We start from the raw sequence: 20701 nt of genomic DNA, 5'->3' as shown, positions 1-20701 counted from the left end.
ATGGCAAGCTCCTCTCAATGCAGACGCTGCGACAAGAACGGCTTGTCGATCTTGCTGGTGCGTCCGACCGCCATCGCGAAAGACGATGCGTTTGCATCCGCGGGCGCCAGCAAGTTACTCACTCATGACGCCGTCATCCAGTCTCTCGGGTTGCCTCGAATCGAGCAATCGCGCTATGTGCTGCGGCTCCTGCGCCAAGGCGGCTACGTGTATGTCTACTATCCGATCGGCAGACCGCAGAAGTTGAGAAAAAGCTGGGAGGCCTATCGAGTCTCCGCGCAGGGTGCGATGCTGCCTGAGGGGGAGTTTGTCTTCGACAAGACGGAGGCGGCCTGCAGCCGTAAGTCCACGCATCCCCACGACCTTCGCACCATTTGTATCGAGGAACCCGAGCAGGTGGGGACTGTATGGATAGGCTTCAGCATGAACTGGTGGAGCGACAAGATCAAGGCAACGGTCGCCAAGGATCCAGGAGCTGCCGGGATGGTCAAGGTCGACCTCGGCTCGGCCACGCAACCAAGCGGCTTCAAGGCCGACGCCGCGCTCATTGGACAACACGTGGCCGATTACGCCCTGTGCGATTTCACGCACGCCAACGTCGAGAGCGCAACGCCGTTCTATCCTGCAAAGGCGGGCGAAGCCGCCGCAGTCAGCCTGGCAATGGTCATGCGCAAGCAGGCCGAGGCAAGCCCCTCCACGAAAGACAAGGAGCTGGTGCTGGCGATCCCCGATCCGGCGGGGTTGGCGGCGGACCTCAATGGCATCCGGATCGCGAAGGACAAGGCGCTGAAGGAAGCACTGGCCAACTCGACAGATGCGCGTGCATTGGCCAGCGATGCCGCATTGCGTGGCCTGGAGGAGGCGATCCGCGCGGTGGCGGCCGTGCGCGCGCAGAACGAAGCCAATGGCAGCACTTCGGAGAGTGCATGGAACAAGATAAAGGACTCGCGCTACGTCACGGAAGGCGGCTACCGCTGGGAGCCTTCATCTGACGGCAGCAAGGCAGCGGACGGCAGCGCCAACGGACAGATCATCGGGCCTCCTGATGCCCGTCGCGAAAGAGCCATTGCGGCGCGTGGCAAGAAACTCGGTGAAAGCGACTGGGCCAAGATCGGCAGCCAACTCGACGAAGCGCGTCGCAATCAGCTCGTGACAAGAGCCAGAAACAGAGTCGAGGAAGACGGCAGGAAACTCGAGCCGTATGAAGCAGATTGGCTCAAAGCCATGAAATCGATCTCGACGCTGAAGTACTTCGAATGCCATTTCGATGAAGACGAGCCCAACAGGGTCATCGCGCCAGTCAGTCCGGGCGAAATCTATTGCAGCGAAAGCAGCCTGGTGCACTTGCCGCAGCCGTTGAGCAGCCAGCGCCATTACAAGGAATATCTGGAGCATCTGCTCGACAAGCCCATCACCGACAAGCAGGCCATCGCGCTGCGCGCCATGTTCGGCAATCAAAAAGTGGTGATCGAACAGGTCAACGGGCTGCTCGCGGGCGATGCCGACCGCGGCAACAGCGACAACATGCGCGACAAGACGTACGACATGCTCAAGGGCCTGTTTACGTTGGAGGGCGGAAAAAAATACTCCTGGATGACCGATGCCGTGGCTGCCTTTGCCGGCGGCCACCAAACCGCTTTGGGTGCCGCGGCATTTCTGCTCTTGCGCGGCAACCCGGCGCAAGCGGCCACCTATCTGCAGAAGTTGCCAAAGTTGGCCGTGGTGCACAACACCTTGCTGATGGCCATCGAAACGGCGGTCAATGGGGGCGAGCCGAACATGGCGATTCTGGTGGAGCGCCGGGTGACCGCAGCGCAGGCCGTCAACCGAGTGGCCGCGGCACCCCAGGGTCAGTATTCCCAGCGAGACCGCACCGCCTTCAATCAGAACGAAAAAAGAGTGCTGGTGCTGGAGCTCTCGGATGTGAACACCGAAAGCGGCGCAGTGACATTGCGGCCGGGCGAGGCACCACGAATGCGGGGTTATGCGAAAGGGGCGCCCAGCACCAAGGCTTTCGAGGCCGTGAAGGAGCGAGCCAAGTCATTGAATGCCGTCGTGACCACCGAATCGGCCATCGAGCGGGTGCAGCAATACAGAAAGATCGAAGCCGCCAACCTCGTGGCCGAAGGGCGAATCGACCAGCGGCTGGGCATCGGCGGAATGATCGTGCAGGCCATCGGGCTGTATCAGGCGCTGCCTGCTCTGTTCAAGGAGATCAATGGTCCCGGTGGGGAAAAGCTGCGTGACGCGGCGCTGAGCGTGGCCGATGGCGTGAGCGGGTTCACTGGTGCGACTGCTGACACGTTGGCCGGAGCGCACAAGGCCGCGTTGATGAATCAGGCGGCGGGCAAGCAATTGATCCAAATGAGTACGAAGCTGGCAGTGCTCAAGACGGTGGCGGGTTTGGCGGGGGTGGCGGGTGGGGCGTTGAATGCGGTGATGTCGGCATACAAGGCGCAGGGAGCGAAGGAAGAGGGGGACATGCTGGCTTATGTGGGTTACACGACTGCTGAAGCAATGTTCGTCGGGACTTCTTTCACCAGTGGTTTTGCCGCTGCTGATGCCGCAAGCAGCGGTGCGGTAAGCCGCCTTATCGCTCGCCGCGTCCTGCTGCGTGCTGCAGGCGTGGTGGCGACCGACGTGCTGGCCGCGTCTGCGGCCGGCGTAGCAGCCTTTGTTTCCGGTGTAGGGCTTGTCCTGCTGATCGTTGGCATCGGCGCCACCGTGTTCGCCATTGTGTCCACCCGCACAGAACTCCAACGCTGGGCCGCCCGCAGTTATTTCGGCAACGGGGAAGATGACAAGCCCAAGTTCAAGACGGCGGCCGAAGAGGACACTGAACTTGCCAAGGCGTTGGGCGTTGCTGTGGTTGATGAGGTGAAGGGGGCTGCGCTGCTAGAGCGTGACCTCGCAACGGAAGCGGCAAACTATGGCTGAGTTGCTAACACAAGGCATTAAATCGTGAAGCTGATCGGATTCGACACCAGCGGGGAGAGTACGGACGAGGCGCGAGCGGACGACAGGGTCTTCGGCCTGGTCAAGCGCTACGACAAGAAGCGGGCGGCAGGCGGGAAAGCCGGACACCAAGGGCGTCTGTCGGGGGTTTACCGCAACGCGATCGAAATCAATGGTGGATCGCTGATTGCAGCCGGGGGATTCACTACGGCTTATGGATTGATCTGCGGCCTGGTAGGTGTGTACTTTCTGAGGCATTCCATCTACGAAACGTTCGAGATGGGCTACTACCCTCTTACTCTGTTGGGCCTGCTCGTTCCATTTTGCGTTTTCTTCATCGGTATCTATTTCGAGATGTTTGGCCCAAGTGAATCGCCGATCTACTTCGATCGCGCCCGTCGCAAGGTCTACTACGTGCATCGCTCCGGGCGCAGGCGCTTCATTCTGTTCGGCGCCTCGACGGTCGAAGCCCGTGTCATCGATTGGTCGCTGGTCGATGCCGAGCATCACACAAAGGCCCGTGCCAGCACGGCCAGCGTTTCGCGGGATCACTACCTGGTGTTTCTCATGCGCAAGAGCACAACCGATCCCACCATCGTCGATGCCTACCCTATCGGACCCGTCGACTTCCCCAGTGCCTTGTGGGAGTACATCCGCCGCTACATGGAGCGCGACGCGGCTCCTCTGATTGCCGGCGAGGCGCCGCCTTACAAAGGTGCGATCTTCGACATGGTCGAAGCGTTGAAGCAACGCAAGAAGAACTACTGGCAGGACTGGAGGGAGTTTCCATGGACCCAGCTGTGGCAACACCTGGCCTTGCCGCTGTTCGCCGTGTTCTTCATCGTCAATCGCTTTGTGGTGTTGACTGCGCAGAAGGTGAGTTGGCCGCAAGAGGTAGTGGATGCGCTAGGTACGGCGATCACCGAGGAAGACTTGAAGGCCGATCCGACGCACAGGCTACGGCCTGAGAGCGGACGTGCGAAGGACAGCATCTGATCACTGTCCCTCTATCTCTCAGCCATCAAAGCCTACTGCGATCCCGCGAAGCCACCGCCGTCCGGACCTTTGGCGCCGCCGGCGCAGCAGCCTGCGTCATCAACTGCTCCGCCACATCCTTCTCCCCATCCTTCAAAGCCAGCGCCCGGTACGGCGTGATCTGCGCATTCACCTGCATGTTCGCCGACACGCTAGCGATGTTCCCCATCGCATCCACCGCCCGCGCCTCGATGCTCGCGTAACCCGCCGCACCCGGCGTCCAGTTGCACGTATACGGCGCCGCCTTCACCGTGCACAGCGTCTTCCCATCCACGATGAACTGAAGCTCCGCAATGCCCGAGTTGGCTTGCGCCGCAGCTGACAGCGTCGTCGTCTTGCTGACCCCCGTCGCCGCGGGCACCGCCACCGACACCACCGGCGGCGCCACATCCGCAGGCGTATTCACCATCACATTCGCAGTCGCCATCGCCGAGTTGCCCGCCGCATCCACGCCGATCACGCGGATCGTCTGCATGCCCGGGGTCATCGGCGTCCAGGTGCAGGTGAAGGGCGGTGCTTCGAAAGTGCAGATCGGAATGCCATCGGCCCCCGCCACCTTCACGCCCCACACGCCCACGTTGTCCACCACGGCCGGCGCAATGGTGACCGGCTGGCCCAGCGTGGCCATCGCGGGCGCCGAGACCGACACCGTCGGCGGCACGTTGTCCACGCCGCCCAGCGACATGTCGATGGTGAAGGTCGATTGTCCCTTCACCGCCTTCTGCTCGAACGCATCAAAAATCGTGAACCAGCTCGCCGTCGGCGAACGCCCTGGCGCCGATGCCTTCACCAGCAGCGTCGACTTCGCGCTGTTGAAGCAGGTGAAGCCGCAAGCCCAATCGAAAGAAAAACGCCCCGCCTCATCGACCACGCCCTGAGCCAGCAACACCATCGGCTGCTCCGTCGATGTGCCCGCATTGCGCCACACCGACACCTGTGCGCCCGGCAATGCGGCGCCCGTTCCGCGATCGGTGATACGCACCTGCGTCGCCGTCGTGCCCGCCATGAATTTCGACGTGCCGTACTTCGGCCAGTCGCTCCAGTCGGTGTTGATGTTCGCCTTGGTGCCCGCGGTGAAGCGAATCATGTTGAGCGTGATGACGCGGTTCGTCGCCGGGTCGCGCCGCTGCTCGAACACCGTGCCCAGCAGCGGGTCGAGCCGCCAGCTCTGGCGCGTCCACCAGTAGCGGTCGGTGTCGCTCATCAGCGCCAGGTCGGCCTGGGGTGCGGTGCCGGTGGTGTCTTTCACCGCCGAGGCGTTGTAGTACTCGCCCGCGCCGGCGCCGAACACATGCTCCAGCTCGTGCAGCAGCGTCTTGAGTTGGCGGCCCAGGTAGTCTTTTTCTGTGGACTCGGGCGCGGCCTTGGTGATGTCGCGCGACAGGCGCAGCGGATCGTGAATCGCGATCCAGTTCAGGTTCCAGGTCACGCCCTTCTGCGGAAAGGTCCAGCTCGCGGCAAGGCCGCCATGGCTGTAGCCCCGGGCCGACTTGGAGATGCACACCGCAATCTCCCCGTTCACCAGGCCGTTGTGGCTGCATGCCGACGCATCGGCCGGGGCGATCAGCTGCAGGTCGTTGACCGGATCGAAGACGAAGCTGCGCACCGTCTCGCGCGTGAACACCGTGTTGACGTCGGCCACGTACTGCGCCAGGCGCCGGCCGGCTTCCGCGGCGCCGATGCCGTCGGCCAGCACGGGATCGACGAAAAGCTTCAGCCGATGGACGCTAGGCGTGGCCTTGCCGACTTCGTTCAACCCGGCCCAGGCGACCGCCGGGCCGAAGAACACGGCGCAACAGCCAAGCACCACACCGAGGCGACGCGCACCTGCAATCAGCGAAAAAGAAGTGCGCATCGAACACGTGAAGTTGTTTCAAAAATGTAAGTTTAGTGTGTGAAAAGTGTCACAAGCATTTGTTACTTACATTACAGAAACACTTTTTGTGTGTTTTATGCAACTTGCGGTAGATGAGAGCCCGAGTCGCGACCGACGCCGGCAGCAGCCGGCGGGGCGGAACTCAGGTGATCAAAGTGCAGGCCGGGGCGGTAGAGCGTCGTCAGTGACGCTCTTGGTCACTGCGGGCCGCGTGTGATCGCACCGCGAGGCAGAACCTCGCTCTCCCTGCGCTACCGGTGGACCGGCGCCGCCGACATCCTGCGCCGCGTGGCGTCGTCGAGCAGTTCGCGCAGCGTGCTGAAAAGCGGCGCGGTCCCCGTGTGCTTGCGCCCATATCCAAGGTTGAACGCGTAGTCGAAGTCGTCCGGGTTCGCACCCTGGCTGTGCTGCAGGATCGTCTCGAGCTTGTCGAGCGCCTTCACCGCCTTGGCCTCGGGCGAGGCGGCGGCTTCGTACTCATCCCACAGCGCGAGCAGCTCGCAACGCAGCTTGGCATCGAGCGGCGCCATCAGCGTCAGCAGATCGTTGCGCTCGCGCTCGCTCTTGTCGGGGTGCGCGTCTTGGCTGATCGCCGGAATGTCGCCATGAATCGCCTCGCCCAGGTCATGCACCACGCATAGCTTCAGCACCCGCAGCAGGTCGAGCCCGGCCAGCTCTTCTTCGAACGCCATCGCCATGAGGCTGAGGCGCCAGCTGTGCTCGGCCGTGCTCTCCGCGCGGCCGGAGGAGGTGTGGCCGCTGCGCAGCACGTCCTTGAGTTTTTCCGCCTCTCGCAGGAAGGCGAGCTTGCCTTTGAGTTGCTCGATGTTCATCGGCGGGGATCGTAGGCAGGCGATGGGGCGACGTCCACGCATGAGATATGCGTGGCAGCTTGCGGGGTTAGCTTCGCCGGTCGATCCCCGGTGAAACATTGAAGGAGTTACGCGATGACGCAGAAAAAAACGATGAGCGATGCAGAGTTGGCCGCCTTCGAAGCCAGCCAGGACTTCGAGGCATTGCTTGTGCAGTCAGTGCGCGAAATGGGAGCGGCGACCTTTCCACAAGATGCCGCGTCATGCGGCCCCTCGGACGTAGGCCGAAAAGATCAAGCGCCCATCACCCGACCGCCTTGATCAACCGATCCCGCCCCGCCTTCACCAACATCGAAGCCACCGCACAAGACGCCAGCCGCGCCGATTCCGAATCCGCCCGGCTCGTCAGGATCACCGGCACCTTCGTGCCCAGCACGATGCCCGCCGCATAGGCGCCGCCCAAAAATGTGAGGCTCTTGGCGAGCATGTTGCCCGCGTCAAGGTCGGGCACGATCAGCACGTTGGCGCGGCCGGCCACCGGCGAAACGATGCCCTTGATGCGTGCGGCCTCGGCGTCGATGGCGTTGTCCATGGCGAGCGGGCCGTCGAGCTGCGCGCCGGTGATCTGGCCGCGGTCGGCCATCTTGCAGAGCACGGCGGCGTCGAGCGTGGAGGGCACCTTGGCGTTCACCGTTTCGGTGGCCGAGAGAATCGCCACCCGCACCGCGGGCATGTGCAGCGCATGCGCGAGGTCGATGGCGTTCTGCACGATGTCGACTTTCTCTTCGAGCGTGGGCGCGATGTTGATCGCCGCGTCGGAAATGACCAGCGGCTGCGCGTGGCCCGGAATGTCCATCACGAAGCAGTGGCTGATGCGCCGCGAGGTGCGCAGGCCCCCTTCGCGCCGCACCACCGCGCCCATCAGCTCGTCGGTGTGCAGGCTGCCCTTCATCAACGCATCGACCTCGCCGCGCAAGGCCATCGCCACGGCAGCGTCGGCCGCGGCGTGGCTGTGCGGCGCATCGACGATGGTGAGGTGCGAGATGTCGGCACCGGCCTCGCGCGCCGCGGCTTCGATCTTTGCGCGCGGGCCGACCAGCGTCGGCGCGATGAGGCCCAGCGCGGCGGAGGCGAGCGCCGCTTCGAGCGACACCGCGTTCACCGGGTGGACCACCGCGACCCGCAGCGGGGGGAGGGCGCGGGCGGCGGCGATCAGGCGGTCGTAGTGCGGGTGCGGCGCGGCGGAGTGAAGAGTTGAAGAAGACGAAGAAGAAGGAGAAGAAGACGCCATGCGAGCTCCGAAAGATGGGTGAGGGGCGGACGGGCAGATGCAGTCAGCGGAGTTTGCAGCAAGCACCGTTGTTGCCAAGGGCCGGGCGCCATCAGCCGTTCAGCGCGAAGCCTGCGGCGCAGCAGCGTCGCCGTGCCCGCTCACACGCGCCCCCGCGTTGCGCGGCAAGCTCGCTGCGTCGATCAGCGCCAGCAACGCCAGCGCCGCCACCAACCCCAGCGCGATCCGAAAGTCCGCCACGCCCGGATGGCCCGCGTGCCCCGTGAAGCGTTGGGCCACGCTCAGCGCGATCGCGCCGAACGCGATGCCGATGCCCGCGCTCAGTTGCTGGAACATGCTGAACAGCGTCGTCGCGCTGCTCGTCTGCGCGGGCGTGGTGTCGCAAAAGGCCAGCGTGTTGAAGGCCGTGAACTGCATCGAGCGGCACATGCCGCCCACCACCATCACCGCGGCCATCACCGCGAGCGGCGTGTCCGGCGACAGCGCCGCGCAGGCCACGAACCCCAGCGCCACCAGCACGCCGTTGACCATCAGCGTGCCGCGAAAGCCAAGGCGCCGCATCACCCAGCCCGTGGCCGGCTTCATGCCCAGGTTGCCCGCAAACAGCGCCAGCATCATGAAGCCCGAGGCGACCATGCTGAAGCCGAAGGCCAGCTGGAACATCAGCGGCAGCAGAAACGGCGCCGTGCTGATCGCCACCCGAAACAGCGACCCGCCGAACACCGACACCCGGAACGTCTGCACGCCGAAGGCCGACAGCTCGACCAGCGGATGGCTCGTGCGCCGCAGGTGCCACAGCGCCCACGCGAGCGAACACGCGCCACCCGCCACGAAGGCCAGCGCCTGCGGCCAGTCGATCGCGGTGTGGCTCAACAGGTCGAGCCCGTACATCAGCGCGGCAAGACCCGCGCCGCTCGCAAAGAAGCCGGGCCAGTCGAATGGCCGCCGCTCCCCCGGTGCGCCGTCGATCCAGCGCAGCGCCAGCACCAGGGCCACGGCGCCCAGCGGCACGTTGAGAAAGAAGATCCAGTGCCAGGTCCATGCGCTGGCGATCCAGCCGCCCAGCGGCGGGCCCAGGATCGGCGCGACCAGCCCGGGCCAGGTGATCGTGGCAATGGCTTTCACCAGCCCGCTCTTGGGCGTGCTGCGCAACACCACCAGCCGACCCACCGGCACCATCAGCGCGCCGCCGATGCCCTGCAGGATGCGCGCCGCCACGAACACCGGCAGGCTCTGCGCGAGGCCGCAGGCCACCGAGGCCAGCGTGAAGAGGAGGACGGCGCTCGCGAACACCTGGCGCGGACCGAAGCGGTCGGCCACCCAGCCGCTCACCGGAATGAACACGGCCAGCGCCAGCAGATAGGCGCTGATGCCGATCGACAGCGCCACCGGCGCCACGCCGAAGCTCTGCGCCATGGCCGGCACGGCGGTGGTGATGATGGTGGCGTCGAGGTTCTCCATGAAGAACGCGGCAGCGACGAGGAAGGCGACGCGCCGGCTGCGCGGCGGGTCGGCGGCCAGCGCGGCGGGAGCGGCCGGCGCAGTTGGATCGGGGGGAGCAGAGGTCATGGGCTTGGCGAGCATAGCGACGCAGCGCCAGTCGCAGAGGAACCCCCGCGCATGCCTAAAGCGTTTCGACCAACCGCGCCGATGTCCCATCGGACAGCGTGAGCCGCGTCCACCGGCAACGGCTCTGCGCAATGGGCACGAGCTGCGAACTGTTGGTGCCCGTCGCGAACTCCAGCGAGGGCGGCGCGAGCGCATCGCGCCAGCCGATGCCGTCGAGCATCGCCTCCTTGCCCGCGATCTCCGGCGTGGCATAGCGCCAGAGCGAGCGGCCCAAGAGCAGCGAGAGCGGCGCGCCGAACTCGGCGGCCCTGCGCGCGGACGAGGCCAGCAGGCGATGCGTGATGTCGCACACCAGATGCACCGGCCGCGGGCTCTCGTTGACCAGCCTGGCCAGCGCATGGTCGGCGGCCGCATCGAGCCGCGCCGACAACAGCGCCTCGGCACGTGCGCGCTCGGCGGGCTCCATCGCCTGCGTGCCGGACTCCCAGCGCGAGATGGTCGATTGATTGACGTTGAAGAGCTCGGCCGCGTGCGATTGCTTCACGCGATGCAGCAGGCGCCAACGCTTCAGCGCCGCGCCCAATTGAGGTTGAGTGGCGGGGGTGGTGATGGTGATGACGGGGTCTTGCATGTCGTCGATTCATTGCCGATTTATTGCCGCGACCCATGCCGAGACAGAGGGCATTTTGTTTTGGTTTGCCGATGTGGGCAAAGTTGGCGCGATGCGCGATTTGCTCGCCGCACAAGCGCTCCGTTGAAGCGCTTCTGTTCGTATATTTGTCGACCGCCGCGCCTCACGGCGGGACATCGAAATGCACACCGCAGCGATGTCGATGTGAGGCAGAAAAGGCGACGGCCAAGGTGCGCTAACACCATGGCCGTCTGACCAATCAACGTGCACTAACTTTGGAAAGCGAGCACATCAATGGCTGATCAAATTATCGCCGGGCAGAACACGCCCACCTCCGCCGACACAACCTCAGCGCAGGACGCGAAAGACATTCTTGAGAACAAGTTGACCCAGCTGAGGTCGCTGCTGCACTGCTGCTATGGGGAAGAGCAGGAACTGTTTGAGGCGATTGGGGCGGAGCATCGGGGCAACATCATGTGGATTGCCGCGGACCTTGCAGAGGACGTTGAGCGACTGCTGCCTCGAGTGGAATTGAAAAACGCCTAGCGGCGTCCGCAGAGATTGATTGGCCGAGCGATCTTTCGATCGGAAACGCCTTCATCGGCCTTCAGCCACTTTGACGCGGCTGAAGGCTACGATTCGCCGAATGAGATCACTGCCATTCGCCGACCTGCCGCCGGAAACTCCATTGAGTGCGTGGCACAAAGCCCTGATCGGTGATTCTCAAACGAGCTCTGAACGCTATCTGACGGCCCTAGCGCGGAGGGCCTTCCTGACGCTTTGGAGCTATCCAAATGTGTTTACGGACGAAGGGAGAAGCAAGGGCAAAGGCGACGGCAAGGAGCTTTGCGATCTATTGGTCGTCTTTGGCAACGACATCCTAATTTTTTCGGATAAGCAGTGCGAATTCAAACCATGCGCCGACATTAACGTGGCTTGGGCGCGCTGGTACAAGCGTGCAATAGAGAAATCGGCCAATCAATTGGCCGGCGCGAAATCTTGGATTATTCGCTATTCAAATCGGATTTATCTCGATCGTCAATGTGAGTATAGACTTCCGATATCGCTGCCGGAATTAAAAAACAGTCGAATTCATTTAATCGCTGTTGCAAAAGGTGCCGCTGAGCACGCCGCCAAATATTGGCAGGAAAAGGCGAGAGAGCTAGCTGAGGTGGGCGAGCTTTTCGAGAGCAAATCCGGACCCAGTTCAGGAAGTTTGATGATCCGCACCAATATAGAAGGAGCGGAACATAAAACTACGCCTTTTCAGGTGGGCTGGCCGCTTGGCAGGGCGCACATGGTTCACGTGTTCGATGAGGAAACACTGGACATAGTTTTAGGCGAATTAGACACACTCCCTGATTTCATTCTATATCTAAGAAAAAAAGAAGATTTTTTAAGAATGGAGCCGAGCGTCGCTATTATTCCCGGCGAGGAAGATCTTCTTGCCTGTTATCTTTCGTCATTGGTATACGGGTCTGTCGGTCCAAAATTCCCTGATGTACCCGCTGAAGCGAGCTTTCTTCTGGGGGAGGGCGAGTGGAAAGAGATAAGAGGTAGCAAGCAATATCGAAGCCGTAAACAAGCAAATCGCGTGAGCTATTTATGGGATGAACTTATCGAATTTCAAACTTCACACATATTGGCTGGCTCGTCAGGTTTTCTTGGCTCATCGAATTTGATGGACGGTCTTATAGCCTCAGCGCAGCAAGAAGCGATTCTCCGAAAAATGGCGGAAGAGCCTCGAGTCATTCGGCGAACCCTTGGGGCGGCTGTCGATCGAGCGCGCAAAGTGAAGAAGAAAGGTGCGCGATTCACATCAACAATTTTCGGACGCCGCGATAGTGCAAGGGCGTATGTGGTCATGACTTTAGCGAAACCGCCTGATATGTCTTATGCGGCTTATCGTGAGCATCGCCAGCATCAACTTATGATTTATTGTGAAGGGTGCAAGTTAAAAAACCAACAATTGAAAGAGGTTCTTGGCATCGCAATGGAGCCATATTCGACAAAAACGATTTCCGTGGATTTTCTCCTCATGGTTGTTCGTGACGAAAACCTTGTAGCCGAGTCGGTGGAAATTATTCAACAGCTTCTAAAAGATCAAGGAATGTGGCAGTCTGATTCAATGAAGTGGCACGCGACTTCAATTAGTGAATTCCCCGACGGTCCTCCCTTGTGGCGCAAGGTCTGGGACGCTCTTTTTAGAGGCGAATCATCGTAGTAAGTTTAAGTTTTTCGCCGCTCAAAAAAACATTAACTTAATGAATTTTGAGCCTCGAATATGAGGTCACTGAATTTCTCTTTCTGAGAGCGATAGCGCTTTCGGGAAAATCTCTAGATCAGCACACCGCAAGGTGGTGCATCTTTCACGCCATTTCAGCGGACTTTGGTCAGTCCGCCAGCTCCTTTGCAAAACGAGCGCTGTCGTGTGAATATCCAGTCGACTATGTAAAAGCTAAGCGGGCGGCTTCGGCGGGCTCTGCTATCGCCGTGAGTGAGCGGTGCAACATGCGCGCGTCAGATTTTTCCCCATTTGCAAGAGACACAAGTTAAGGTATATTACCAATAGTAAACTAAACGCTGATTAAGAGCCGCCACCTTGGAGGGACGAACCTGTGCCAGATTTAAATTTAGCTGCACCATCTTTTGTCCTGAGTAAGGTTTATCGGCGCAAATCGGAGTTGCACGAGCCATTTGGCGGAAGCAGGCAAAGCGGAATTTCCGAATCTGCGCGTTTTCTCGTTGTTTTTTTATTCACTGGCGATAGCGGAGAGCGCTACGGGTACAGTGACCGGTTTGACGAAGATGGAACTTTCTTTTTTACCGGAGAAGGACAGCGGGGAGACATGTTATTTAAGCGAGGCAATCTCGCTATTCGCGATCATTCCTCGCGAGGTAAGGCGCTGCATTTATTCCGTACAATCGGAAAAGGCAAAGGGCAAAAATATCTTGGCGAGTTTGTCTACCAAGACCACGAATGGATTGATGCGCTTGATGTGGATAAAAAGATGCGAAAGGCGATTGTCTTTCGGCTTGTGCCGGTAGCGCGACTTGAGCAAGACGAGTTAACGGGAATTAGTGAACCGCTGATCGATTTGACGCTTGACGAGGCAAGGCGACGTGCAATTGCCGCAGCAAAAGTCGATGCCTCAAAGGATACTAGGCACGGTCGTCGAACGATCTACGAGCGAAGCCGCATTGTTCGCGACTATGTGTTGCGCCGTGCTTCGGGAATATGCGAGCTTTGCGAGAAGTCTGCTCCGTTTCGCCGAACGGGGGGGAGTGCATATTTAGAGCCCCATCACACGACCCGTGTTTCAGACGGTGGGCCAGATCATCCCCAATTTGTCGCGGCTCTCTGTCCCGCCTGTCACCGTGAAGTTCATTATGGCGAATATGCGCAAACAAGAAATAAAGAGCTTATCGAGAGGCTTTTGATAATTGAGCCAAAAGAAAATCGATAAATAGAAATCGACCGAATTCGTTAGTTCAGATATCTGAGGTAATGAAAAAAGCCCCGCTATTTTTCAATAGCGGGGCTTTCTATTTGGTGCCGGAGAGATGAATCGAACACCCGACCTTCTCATTACGAATGAGCTGCTCTACCGACTGAGCTACACCGGCGAAGCCTCAGATTATAGCCACCTCATCAGGCCTTTTCGGCGTGGTACTGGGTCAAACGCTCAACTTCGTTACGCGAACCCAACATCACGCTCACCCGCTCGTGCAGCTTGGTGGGCTTCAGGTCCAGGATGCGCTGCTTGCCGTTGGTGGCCGCGCCGCCGGCCTGTTCGACCAGCCAGCTCATCGGGTTGGCCTCGTACATCAGCCGCAGCTTGCCGGCCTTCTCGGGCTCGCGCTTGTCCCACGGGTACATGAACACGCCGCCGCGCATCAGGATGCGGTGCACGTCGGCCACCATGCTGGCAATCCAGCGCATGTTGAAGTCCTTGCCGCGCGGGCCTTCCTTGCCGGCCAGGCACTCGTCGATGTAGCGCTTCATGGGCTCGTCCCAGTGGCGCATGTTGCTCATGTTGATCGCGAATTCTTTTGTATCCGCCGGAATCTGGATGTCTTGCTGCGTCAGCACGAAGCTGCCTTGCTCGCGGTCGAGCGTGAACATGTCCACGCCGTTGCCCACGGTGAGCACCAGCGTGGTCTGCGGGCCGTAGATGCAGTAGCCCGCGGCCACCTGTTGCGTGCCGGCCTGCAGAAAGTCGGCCTCCTGCACGCCGGGGGTGTCGTCGGGCTTCTTGAGCACGCTGAAGATGGTGCCGATGCTCACGTTCACGTCGATGTTGCTGCTGCCGTCCAGCGGGTCGAACATCAACAGGTATTCGCCCTGCGGGTAGCGGTTGGGCACCACGTAGATGCTGTCCATTTCCTCGCTGGCCATGGCCGCGAGGTGGCCGCCCCATTCGTTGGCCTCGATGAGCACTTCGTTGGCGATGATGTCCAGCTTCTTCTGGATCTCGCCCTGCACGTTCTCGCTCTCGGCCGTGCCGAGCACACCGCCCAGCGCGCCCTTGTTGACGGCCTGGCTGATGCTCTTGCACGCACGGGCCACCACTTCGAGCAGCAGGCGCAACTGGCCGGGAATGAGGCCGTCGGCGCGCTGTTGTTCGACGAGGTAGCGGGTGAGGGAGATCTTCTGCTGTTGTTGAGCCATGTGCTTCTGTGTTCCTTGCTTGTCTGCTTGCTGGTTGGCTAGCTTGGTGCTTGATCAGTTACCGGCGAGCGCGCGGGTAACGACTTCGTGGGTGTCCTTGCTCAGGTCCGGCTTCGCGGCCACGCGCGCAATCGCTTCGCGCGCGGCGCTGCGGTACGGCTCGGCCAGCTTGCTCCAGCGGTCGAGCGAGCGCGCCAGGCGTGCGGCCACCTGCGGGTTGATGGCGTCCAGCTCGATCACGCGGTCGCTCCAGAACACATAGCCGGCCGCGTCGGGGCGGTGGAAGGCGCCGGGGTTCGCGCTGCAGTAGCTGAAGATCACGCTGCGCGCGCGGTTCGGGTTCTTGAGCGAGAAGTCCGGGTGCTTCATCAACTGCTTGACCAGCGGCAGGATGTCGCCGCCGCGGTCGCTGGCGCCAGCCTGCAGCGAGAACCACTTGTCGATGACCAGCGCCTCGTCCTTGAAGATGGCGTGGAACCGCGCGAGCGCCTGCGCCGCGAGCGTGTGGCCCGACGACACGAGCGCGTTGAGCGCGTTGAAGCGGTCGGTCATGTTGCCCGCGTCCTTGAAGCGCTGCAGCGTCTTGCCGGGCCACACGGTGTCGCCCGAGGCGCGCGCCGCCAGGCACAGGAAGTTGAGCGCCATGCCGGCCAGCGCACGGCGGCCCGAGGAGGTCGGGTCGGGCGTGTAGGCGCCGGTGTCGTGGTTCTCTTCGTACACCTGCTCCCAGTCGGCGAAGAGGGCGGTGGCGAGCTGGGCGCGCATGGCTTCGCGCACGAGGTGCACGCGCTGCGGATCGACCACGTCGAGCTGCTCGGCGATGTAGGTTTCCGACGGCAGCGTGAGCACCAGCTCCTTGAAGGCGGCGTCGAGTTGCGGGTTGCGCAGCACGCTGCGCATGGCGTCGATGTAGGCGTCGTTCAGCACCGGGGTGGTGTCGGTCGCCAGGGCCGCAATGCCCTGCAGCGCGGCGCGCAGGCCCAGGCGCTGGCCGGCTTCCCAGCGGTTGAACGGGTCGGGGTCGTTGGCCAGCAGGGTGAGCAGCTGGGCGTCGGTGTAGTCGAAGTCGAGGATCACCGGCGCGCTGAAGCCACGCAGGATCGACGGCACGGGCTCGGCATCGAGGCCCACGAAGGTGAGCTGCTCGCCGGCGCGCGAGAGCACGACGGTGCGGGTGCCGCGCGTCACATCGCTTTCGCCTTCGAGCTGGATCGGCAGTTCGCGCCCGTTGGCATCGAGCAGGCCGATGTTCAGCGGAATGACGAAGGGCTCCTTCGTCGGCTGGCCCGGCGTGGGCGGGCAGCTTTGCACCACGCTCAGCGTGTAGCTGCGGTTCTGCGCGTCGTACACGCCGTGTGCCGCAAGGCGGGGCGTGCCGGCCTGGCTGTACCAGCGCTTGAACTGGGGCAACAGGCGCGCGAGTTCCGATTCGGGGTTGGCATCGGCAATGGCCTGCGCGAAGTCGTCGCAGGTCACGGCGTGGCCGTCGTGGCGTTCGAAGTAGAGGGTGATACCCGCCTCGAAGCCCTTGCGGCCGACCAGCGTCTGCATCATGCGAACGACCTCGGCACCCTTTTCGTAAATGGTGACGGTGTAGAAGTTGCTGATCTCGATGTAGCTGTCGGGCCGCACCGGGTGGGCCATGGGGCCGGCGTCTTCGGGGAACTGGGCGGTGCGCAGAACGCGCACGTCTTCGATGCGCTTCACCGCGCGGGCCGACGCATCGGCGCACAGGTCCTGGCTGAACTCCTGGTCGCGGAAGACGGTGAGGCCTTCCTTCAGCGAGAGCTGGAACCAGTCGCGGCAGGTCACGCGGTCGCCGCTCCAGTTGTGAAAGTACTCGTGGCCGACCACGCTTTCGATGTTGCTGTAGTCCGCATCGGTGGCGGTGGCCTGGTTGGCCAGAACGTACTTCGTGTTGAAGATGTTCAGGCCCTTGTTCTCCATCGCGCCCATGTTGAAGTCGCTGGTGGCAACGATCATGAAGCGGTCGAGGTCCAGCGGCAGGCCGAAGCGAGCCTCGTCCCACAGCACGGAGTTGATGAGCGAATTCATCGCGTGCTCGGTCTTGTCGAGGTCGCCGGCGCGCACGTACACCTGCAGCAAATGTTCCTTGCCGTTGCGCGCGGTAATGCGCTGCTCGCGCGCCACCAGCTTGCCGGCCACGAGCGCGAAGAGGTAGCTGGGCTTGCGGAACGGGTCGACCCATTTCGCGAAGTGGCGGCCCTCGGGCAGGTCGCCCTGCTCGACGAGGTTGCCGTTCGACAGCAGCACCGGGTACGCGGCCTTGGCGGCGCGCAGCGTGACGGTGTAGGTCGACATCACATCCGGGCGGTCCAGAAAGTAGGTGATGCGGCGAAAGCCCTCGGCCTCGCACTGCGTGAAGAAGGTGTCTTCGCTCACGAACAGGCCCATCAGCTTGGTGTTCTTGATGGGGCAGCAGGTGGTGAAGATCTCGAGCTCGAAGTCGCCTTCTTCCGCGTAGGGCAGGCCGTCGATGACGAGCTGGTCGCCCTCCATGCGGAACGAGGCGCCCTGGCCGTTGACGAGCACACGCGCGAGGTTGAGCTCGTCGCCGTCGAGGCGCAGCGGCTGGATCGGCGCATCGGGGTTGCGGCGAAGGCGCATGCGGTTGAGCACGCGGGTCTTGGCGGGGTCGAGGTCGAAGGTGAGGTCGACGGTGTCGATCCAGTAGCCGGGCGCCGCATAGTCTTCGCGGCGAATGGCAATGGGTTGCCCTTGGGCATCACGCAGCATCATCGAGTGTCTCCAGAAAATTCGAATGGGCGAGTTCGTTGTAGTCACGAACCGCGGCAATCACATGGGGGCCGGCCAACTCGGCGGCGGTATGGGTGCTGCACACGGCCACGGCACGCATGCCGCCGCGGCGGGCGGCTTCGATGCCGAAGGGCGCGTCTTCGAAGACGATGCAGCGCTCGGGCGCTACGCCGATGCGGCGCGCGGCTTCCAGGAAGATGGCAGGCGTCGGCTTGCCGCTGAAGCCTTCGTCGCCACCGACGATGGCGAGCGGCAGCGGGTCCATCTTCAGGCGCGACATCGCGAACTCGATGTTGTGCTTGTCGCCCGCCGTGCCCACCGCCACCTTGAGGCCGCGCGCAACGGCGGCCTTGGCGAAGGCGGTGAAGCCCGCGACCTCTTCGAACTTGTCATGGAAGAGCTCGCGGTAGATCTCTTCCTTCTCGTGCACCATGGCCTGGGCTTCGTCGTCGGAGAGCTTGCGCTCGAACAGCTCGTGCATGCATTCCACGCCGGTGCGGCCCGTGGTGCGCGCGAGGATGTCGCTCACGTCCAGCTTCAGCCCGTGGCGCGCCACGAACTCCACCCACGAGCGCGCATGCCAGGGCATGGACTCGATCATGGTGCCGTCCATGTCGAAGATGAAGGCTTCGACCTTCCCGTGCGTCAAGCTCATTGGGTTTACACGCCTTGCTTCAAAGAGGCTTCGATGAACACATCGAGATCGCCATCGAGCACCTTCTGCGTGGCCGAGACTTCGACGTTGGTGCGCAGGTCCTTGATGCGGCTGTTGTCCAGCACGTAGCTGCGGATCTGATGGCCCCAGCCCACGTCGGTCTTGCTGTCTTCCAGCTTTTGCTGCTCTTCCTGGCGCTTGCGCATCTCGTGGTCGTACAGGCGCGAACGCAGGCGCTTCCACGCCACGTCGCGGTTGCTGTGCTGGCTGCGGCCGTCCTGGCACTGCACCACGATGCCGGTCGGAATGTGCGTCAGGCGCACGGCCGAGTCGGTCTTGTTGATGTGCTGGCCGCCCGCGCCCGAGGCACGGAAGGTGTCGGTGCGCACGTCGGAAGGGTTGATGTCGATCTCGATCGAATCGTCGATTTCCGGGTACACGAAGATCGATGCGAAGCTGGTGTGGCGGCCGCCCGAGGAGTCGAACGGGGACTTCCGCACCAGGCGGTGCACGCCGGTTTCGGTGCGCAGCAAGCCGAAGGCGTAGTCGCCCTCGACCTTGATGGTCGCGCCCTTGATGCCGGCGGTGTCGCCGGGTGTTTCGTCTTCGATCTGCGTCTTGAAGCCCTTGCGCTCGGCGTACTTGAGGTACTGGCGCAGCAGCATGCTGGCCCAGTCGCAAGCCTCGGTGCCGCCGGCGCCGGCCTGGATGTCGACAAAGGCGTTCAGCGGATCGGCCGGGTTGTTGAACATCCGGCGGAATTCGAGCTGCTTGATGTCGGCTTCGAGCGTGGCGGCGTCATCGGAGATGGACTGGAGGCCATCCATGTCGCCTTCTTCCTTCGACATCTCGAAGAGCTCGGAGTTGTCCGACAGGCCATTGGTGAGCCGGTCGAGCGTGACGACCACGTCGTCGAGCGACTTCTTTTCCCGGCCCAGTTCCTGGGCCTTCTTCGGGTCGTTCCAGACGTTCGGGTCTTCGAGCGATGCGTTGACTGTCCTCAGTCGTTCAGCTTTGGCATCGTAGTCAAAGATACCTCCGTAAATCGACCGTACGGACGCTCAGGTCCGCGAGCATTGCGCCGATTTGGTTGATCTGTTCTGCGTCCATGGGGTGTCCTGACTGTGTGAGGTTGGTGTTCGGGGGAACCCGGCATTTTCTCACGCTCGGGAAACCGGCTTTGGAGAGGCCCGGTATTGCGCCTTTCCCCTCTGGGGGAAGGTGGGGATGGGGGCCGGCGGCTTCAATGCCGCGACAGTGTTCGAGGCCGCGTGCCCCCACCCCTCCCCTCCCCCGGGAGGGGAGGGAGCAAGTCAAAGGCAGAGCGCGATCCTCGTTCTTCGCATTTCACCTTCGAGCTACCGGTCTGAATTCCGGTTGAGTTTCCGCTTGCGCCAAGCCAAAAGGCTTTGCCGATCAACGAGTTATCGAGACTGGTCGCACACCGATTTTCCGGTTCGGGTTCCGGTTCTCTCTGAATTCACCAAAAAGCAAAAAGCCCCCTGGGCACGTCGCGCACACAGGGGGCTGGGGAATCTACGTGTCGATCAGAACGCCGGAACCAGCGACCCCTTGAACTGCGTCTCGATGAAGCTCTTCACCTCCGGCGACTGATAAGCCGCCACCAGGCGCTTGGCCCACGGCTTGTCCTTGTCCGCACGGCGCACGGCGATCAGGTTGGCGTAGGGGCTCTTTGGCGCTTCCTTGATCACTGCATCCTTGTTCAGCGACAGGCCCGCCTTCTCCGCGTAGTCGTTGTTGATCGAGGCGATGGTCAGGTCATCGAGCGAGCGCGGCAGCTGCGCCGCATCGAGCGCCACGAGCTTGAGCTTCTTGGGGTTCGTCACAACGTCCAGCGGCGTGGCGTTGTTGTTCTTCACCGCCTCGGGCTTCAGCGTGATGAGGCCGGCCTGTTGCAGCAGCAGCAACGCGCGGTTGCCGTTCGACGGATCGTTCTGAATGCCGACCGAAGCGCCGTCCGGCAGTTGGTCGATGGACTTGATCTTGCGCGAGTAGAAGCCCAGCGGCGCGGTGATGGTCAGGCCCACGGGCACGATGTCGAAGCCGCGCGCCTTGTTCTGGTTGTCGAGAAAGGGCTGATGCTGGAAGGCGTTGGCGTCCAGATCACCCGAGGCCAGTGCCGCATTGGGCAGCTGGTAGTCGTTGAACACCACGACCTGGATGTTCAGGCCGTCCCTGGCGGCGACCTTTTTCACCACTTCGAAGATCTGCTCGCCGTTGCCGACGGAGACGCCGACCTTGAGCGTGTTCTTGTTGTCCTGCGCGAAGGCGGTGCTGCCGGCGAAAAGAGCGGTGGCCAAAGCGGCAAGTGCCAGGGTGCGGCGGCGGAAAGTGCTGTGCATGTTGTTGTGCGCGAATCAAAAATGAAGGCGCGAATGTGGCACTGCCGCACGGATTTGGGAACGA

The 20701-nt window shown here is 62.2% G+C and carries 16 protein-coding genes and 1 tRNA gene; 6 read left to right on the top strand and 11 right to left on the bottom strand.

The genetic code is table 11. The features are described from left to right. Both VARPA_RS21900 and VARPA_RS21895 read left to right on the top strand, forming a co-directional pair. Complete coding sequence (locus tag VARPA_RS21900) at positions 1 to 2937, top strand: T6SS effector BTH_I2691 family protein (protein WP_013542771.1); 2937 nt, start codon at positions 1 to 3, stop codon at positions 2935 to 2937. Between the two features lie 24 nt (positions 2938 to 2961). Continuing rightward, entirely contained in the window at positions 2962 to 3951 is a 990-nt protein-coding gene (locus VARPA_RS21895) for a DUF6708 domain-containing protein (RefSeq protein WP_013542770.1), read from the top strand. 25 nt (positions 3952 to 3976) lie between these two features. Here the strand turns inward: VARPA_RS21895 and VARPA_RS21890 are convergent, their stop codons facing one another. Both VARPA_RS21890 and VARPA_RS21885 read right to left on the bottom strand, forming a co-directional pair. Further along, positions 3977 to 5845 carry an Ig-like domain-containing protein gene (locus tag VARPA_RS21890; protein ID WP_013542769.1) on the bottom strand — a complete coding sequence of 623 codons (1869 nt, stop codon included), beginning with the start codon at positions 5843 to 5845 and terminating at the stop codon, positions 3977 to 3979. A 272-nt stretch (positions 5846 to 6117) separates the two neighbouring features. Next, positions 6118 to 6699, bottom strand: coding sequence for an HD domain-containing protein (locus VARPA_RS21885; RefSeq protein ID WP_013542768.1), 582 nt, complete (start codon positions 6697 to 6699; stop codon positions 6118 to 6120). Positions 6700 to 6813: 114 nt separating this feature from the next. Between VARPA_RS21885 and VARPA_RS21880 the strand changes: the two genes are divergently transcribed. Next, positions 6814 to 6999 (top strand): hypothetical protein, encoded by a 186-nt coding sequence (locus VARPA_RS21880; RefSeq protein ID WP_013542767.1) that lies wholly within the window; start codon positions 6814 to 6816, stop codon positions 6997 to 6999. Here VARPA_RS21880 and VARPA_RS21875 read toward each other — a convergent pair. From VARPA_RS21875 to VARPA_RS21865, 3 genes are all read right to left on the bottom strand, one after another. Then, positions 6983 to 7969 (bottom strand): bifunctional enoyl-CoA hydratase/phosphate acetyltransferase, encoded by a 987-nt coding sequence (locus VARPA_RS21875; RefSeq protein ID WP_013542766.1) that lies wholly within the window; start codon positions 7967 to 7969, stop codon positions 6983 to 6985. The two genes, VARPA_RS21880 and VARPA_RS21875, sit on opposite strands and share 17 nt — an antisense overlap. 99 nt (positions 7970 to 8068) lie before the next feature. After that, on the bottom strand, positions 8069 to 9538 hold the full coding sequence (locus VARPA_RS21870; RefSeq protein ID WP_144299021.1) for an MFS transporter: 1470 nt from the start codon (positions 9536 to 9538) through the stop codon (positions 8069 to 8071). A 55-nt stretch (positions 9539 to 9593) separates the two neighbouring features. After that, a complete protein-coding gene (locus tag VARPA_RS21865; RefSeq protein WP_013542764.1) occupies positions 9594 to 10169 on the bottom strand; it encodes a helix-turn-helix domain-containing protein in 576 nt (191 codons plus the stop codon). Positions 10170 to 10463: 294 nt separating this feature from the next. Between VARPA_RS21865 and VARPA_RS21860 the strand changes: the two genes are divergently transcribed. From VARPA_RS21860 to VARPA_RS30735, 3 genes are all read left to right on the top strand, one after another. After that, a complete protein-coding gene (locus VARPA_RS21860) occupies positions 10464 to 10715 on the top strand; it encodes a hypothetical protein (protein WP_013542763.1) in 252 nt (83 codons plus the stop codon). A gap of 100 nt (positions 10716 to 10815) precedes the next feature. After that, positions 10816 to 12393, top strand: coding sequence for a hypothetical protein (locus VARPA_RS31180; protein WP_144299020.1), 1578 nt, complete (start codon positions 10816 to 10818; stop codon positions 12391 to 12393). A 394-nt stretch (positions 12394 to 12787) separates the two neighbouring features. Continuing rightward, positions 12788 to 13636 (top strand): HNH endonuclease, encoded by an 849-nt coding sequence (locus VARPA_RS30735; protein WP_013542761.1) that lies wholly within the window; start codon positions 12788 to 12790, stop codon positions 13634 to 13636. Between the two features lie 84 nt (positions 13637 to 13720). On the opposite strand, the gene VARPA_RS21855 is transcribed toward VARPA_RS30735, so the two are convergent. The 6 genes from VARPA_RS21855 to VARPA_RS21830 all read right to left on the bottom strand — a co-directional run bounded on the left by VARPA_RS21855 (position 13721) and on the right by VARPA_RS21830 (position 20637). After that, a tRNA-Thr gene (locus tag VARPA_RS21855) sits at positions 13721 to 13796 on the bottom strand. A 25-nt stretch (positions 13797 to 13821) separates the two neighbouring features. Then, positions 13822 to 14841, bottom strand: coding sequence for a class 1 fructose-bisphosphatase (locus VARPA_RS21850; protein WP_013542760.1), 1020 nt, complete (start codon positions 14839 to 14841; stop codon positions 13822 to 13824). Positions 14842 to 14895: 54 nt separating this feature from the next. Beyond that, positions 14896 to 17601 carry an aminopeptidase N gene (gene pepN / locus VARPA_RS21845; RefSeq protein WP_013542759.1) on the bottom strand — a complete coding sequence of 902 codons (2706 nt, stop codon included), beginning with the start codon at positions 17599 to 17601 and terminating at the stop codon, positions 14896 to 14898. After that, positions 17588 to 18274 carry an HAD family hydrolase gene (locus VARPA_RS21840; protein ID WP_013542758.1) on the bottom strand — a complete coding sequence of 229 codons (687 nt, stop codon included), beginning with the start codon at positions 18272 to 18274 and terminating at the stop codon, positions 17588 to 17590. Before VARPA_RS21840 ends, pepN begins: the two co-directional genes overlap by 14 nt. Positions 18275 to 18279: 5 nt before the next feature. Beyond that, positions 18280 to 19384, bottom strand: a protein-coding gene (gene prfB / locus VARPA_RS21835) for a peptide chain release factor 2 (protein WP_013542757.1) whose coding sequence is annotated in 2 segments (ribosomal slippage) — positions 18280 to 19302 and positions 19304 to 19384 — 1104 coding nt in all. Because the reading frame shifts where the segments join, the coding sequence is not laid out codon by codon here. 437 nt (positions 19385 to 19821) lie between these two features. Then, positions 19822 to 20637, bottom strand: coding sequence for a MetQ/NlpA family ABC transporter substrate-binding protein (locus tag VARPA_RS21830; RefSeq protein ID WP_013542756.1), 816 nt, complete (start codon positions 20635 to 20637; stop codon positions 19822 to 19824). Positions 20638 to 20701 lie beyond the last annotated feature (64 nt).

The sequence above is a fragment of the Variovorax paradoxus EPS genome (genome assembly GCF_000184745.1).
GTDB classification, from domain to species: domain Bacteria; phylum Pseudomonadota; class Gammaproteobacteria; order Burkholderiales; family Burkholderiaceae_C; genus Variovorax; species Variovorax paradoxus_C.
This window is presented reverse-complemented; position numbering and strand designations above follow the sequence as displayed.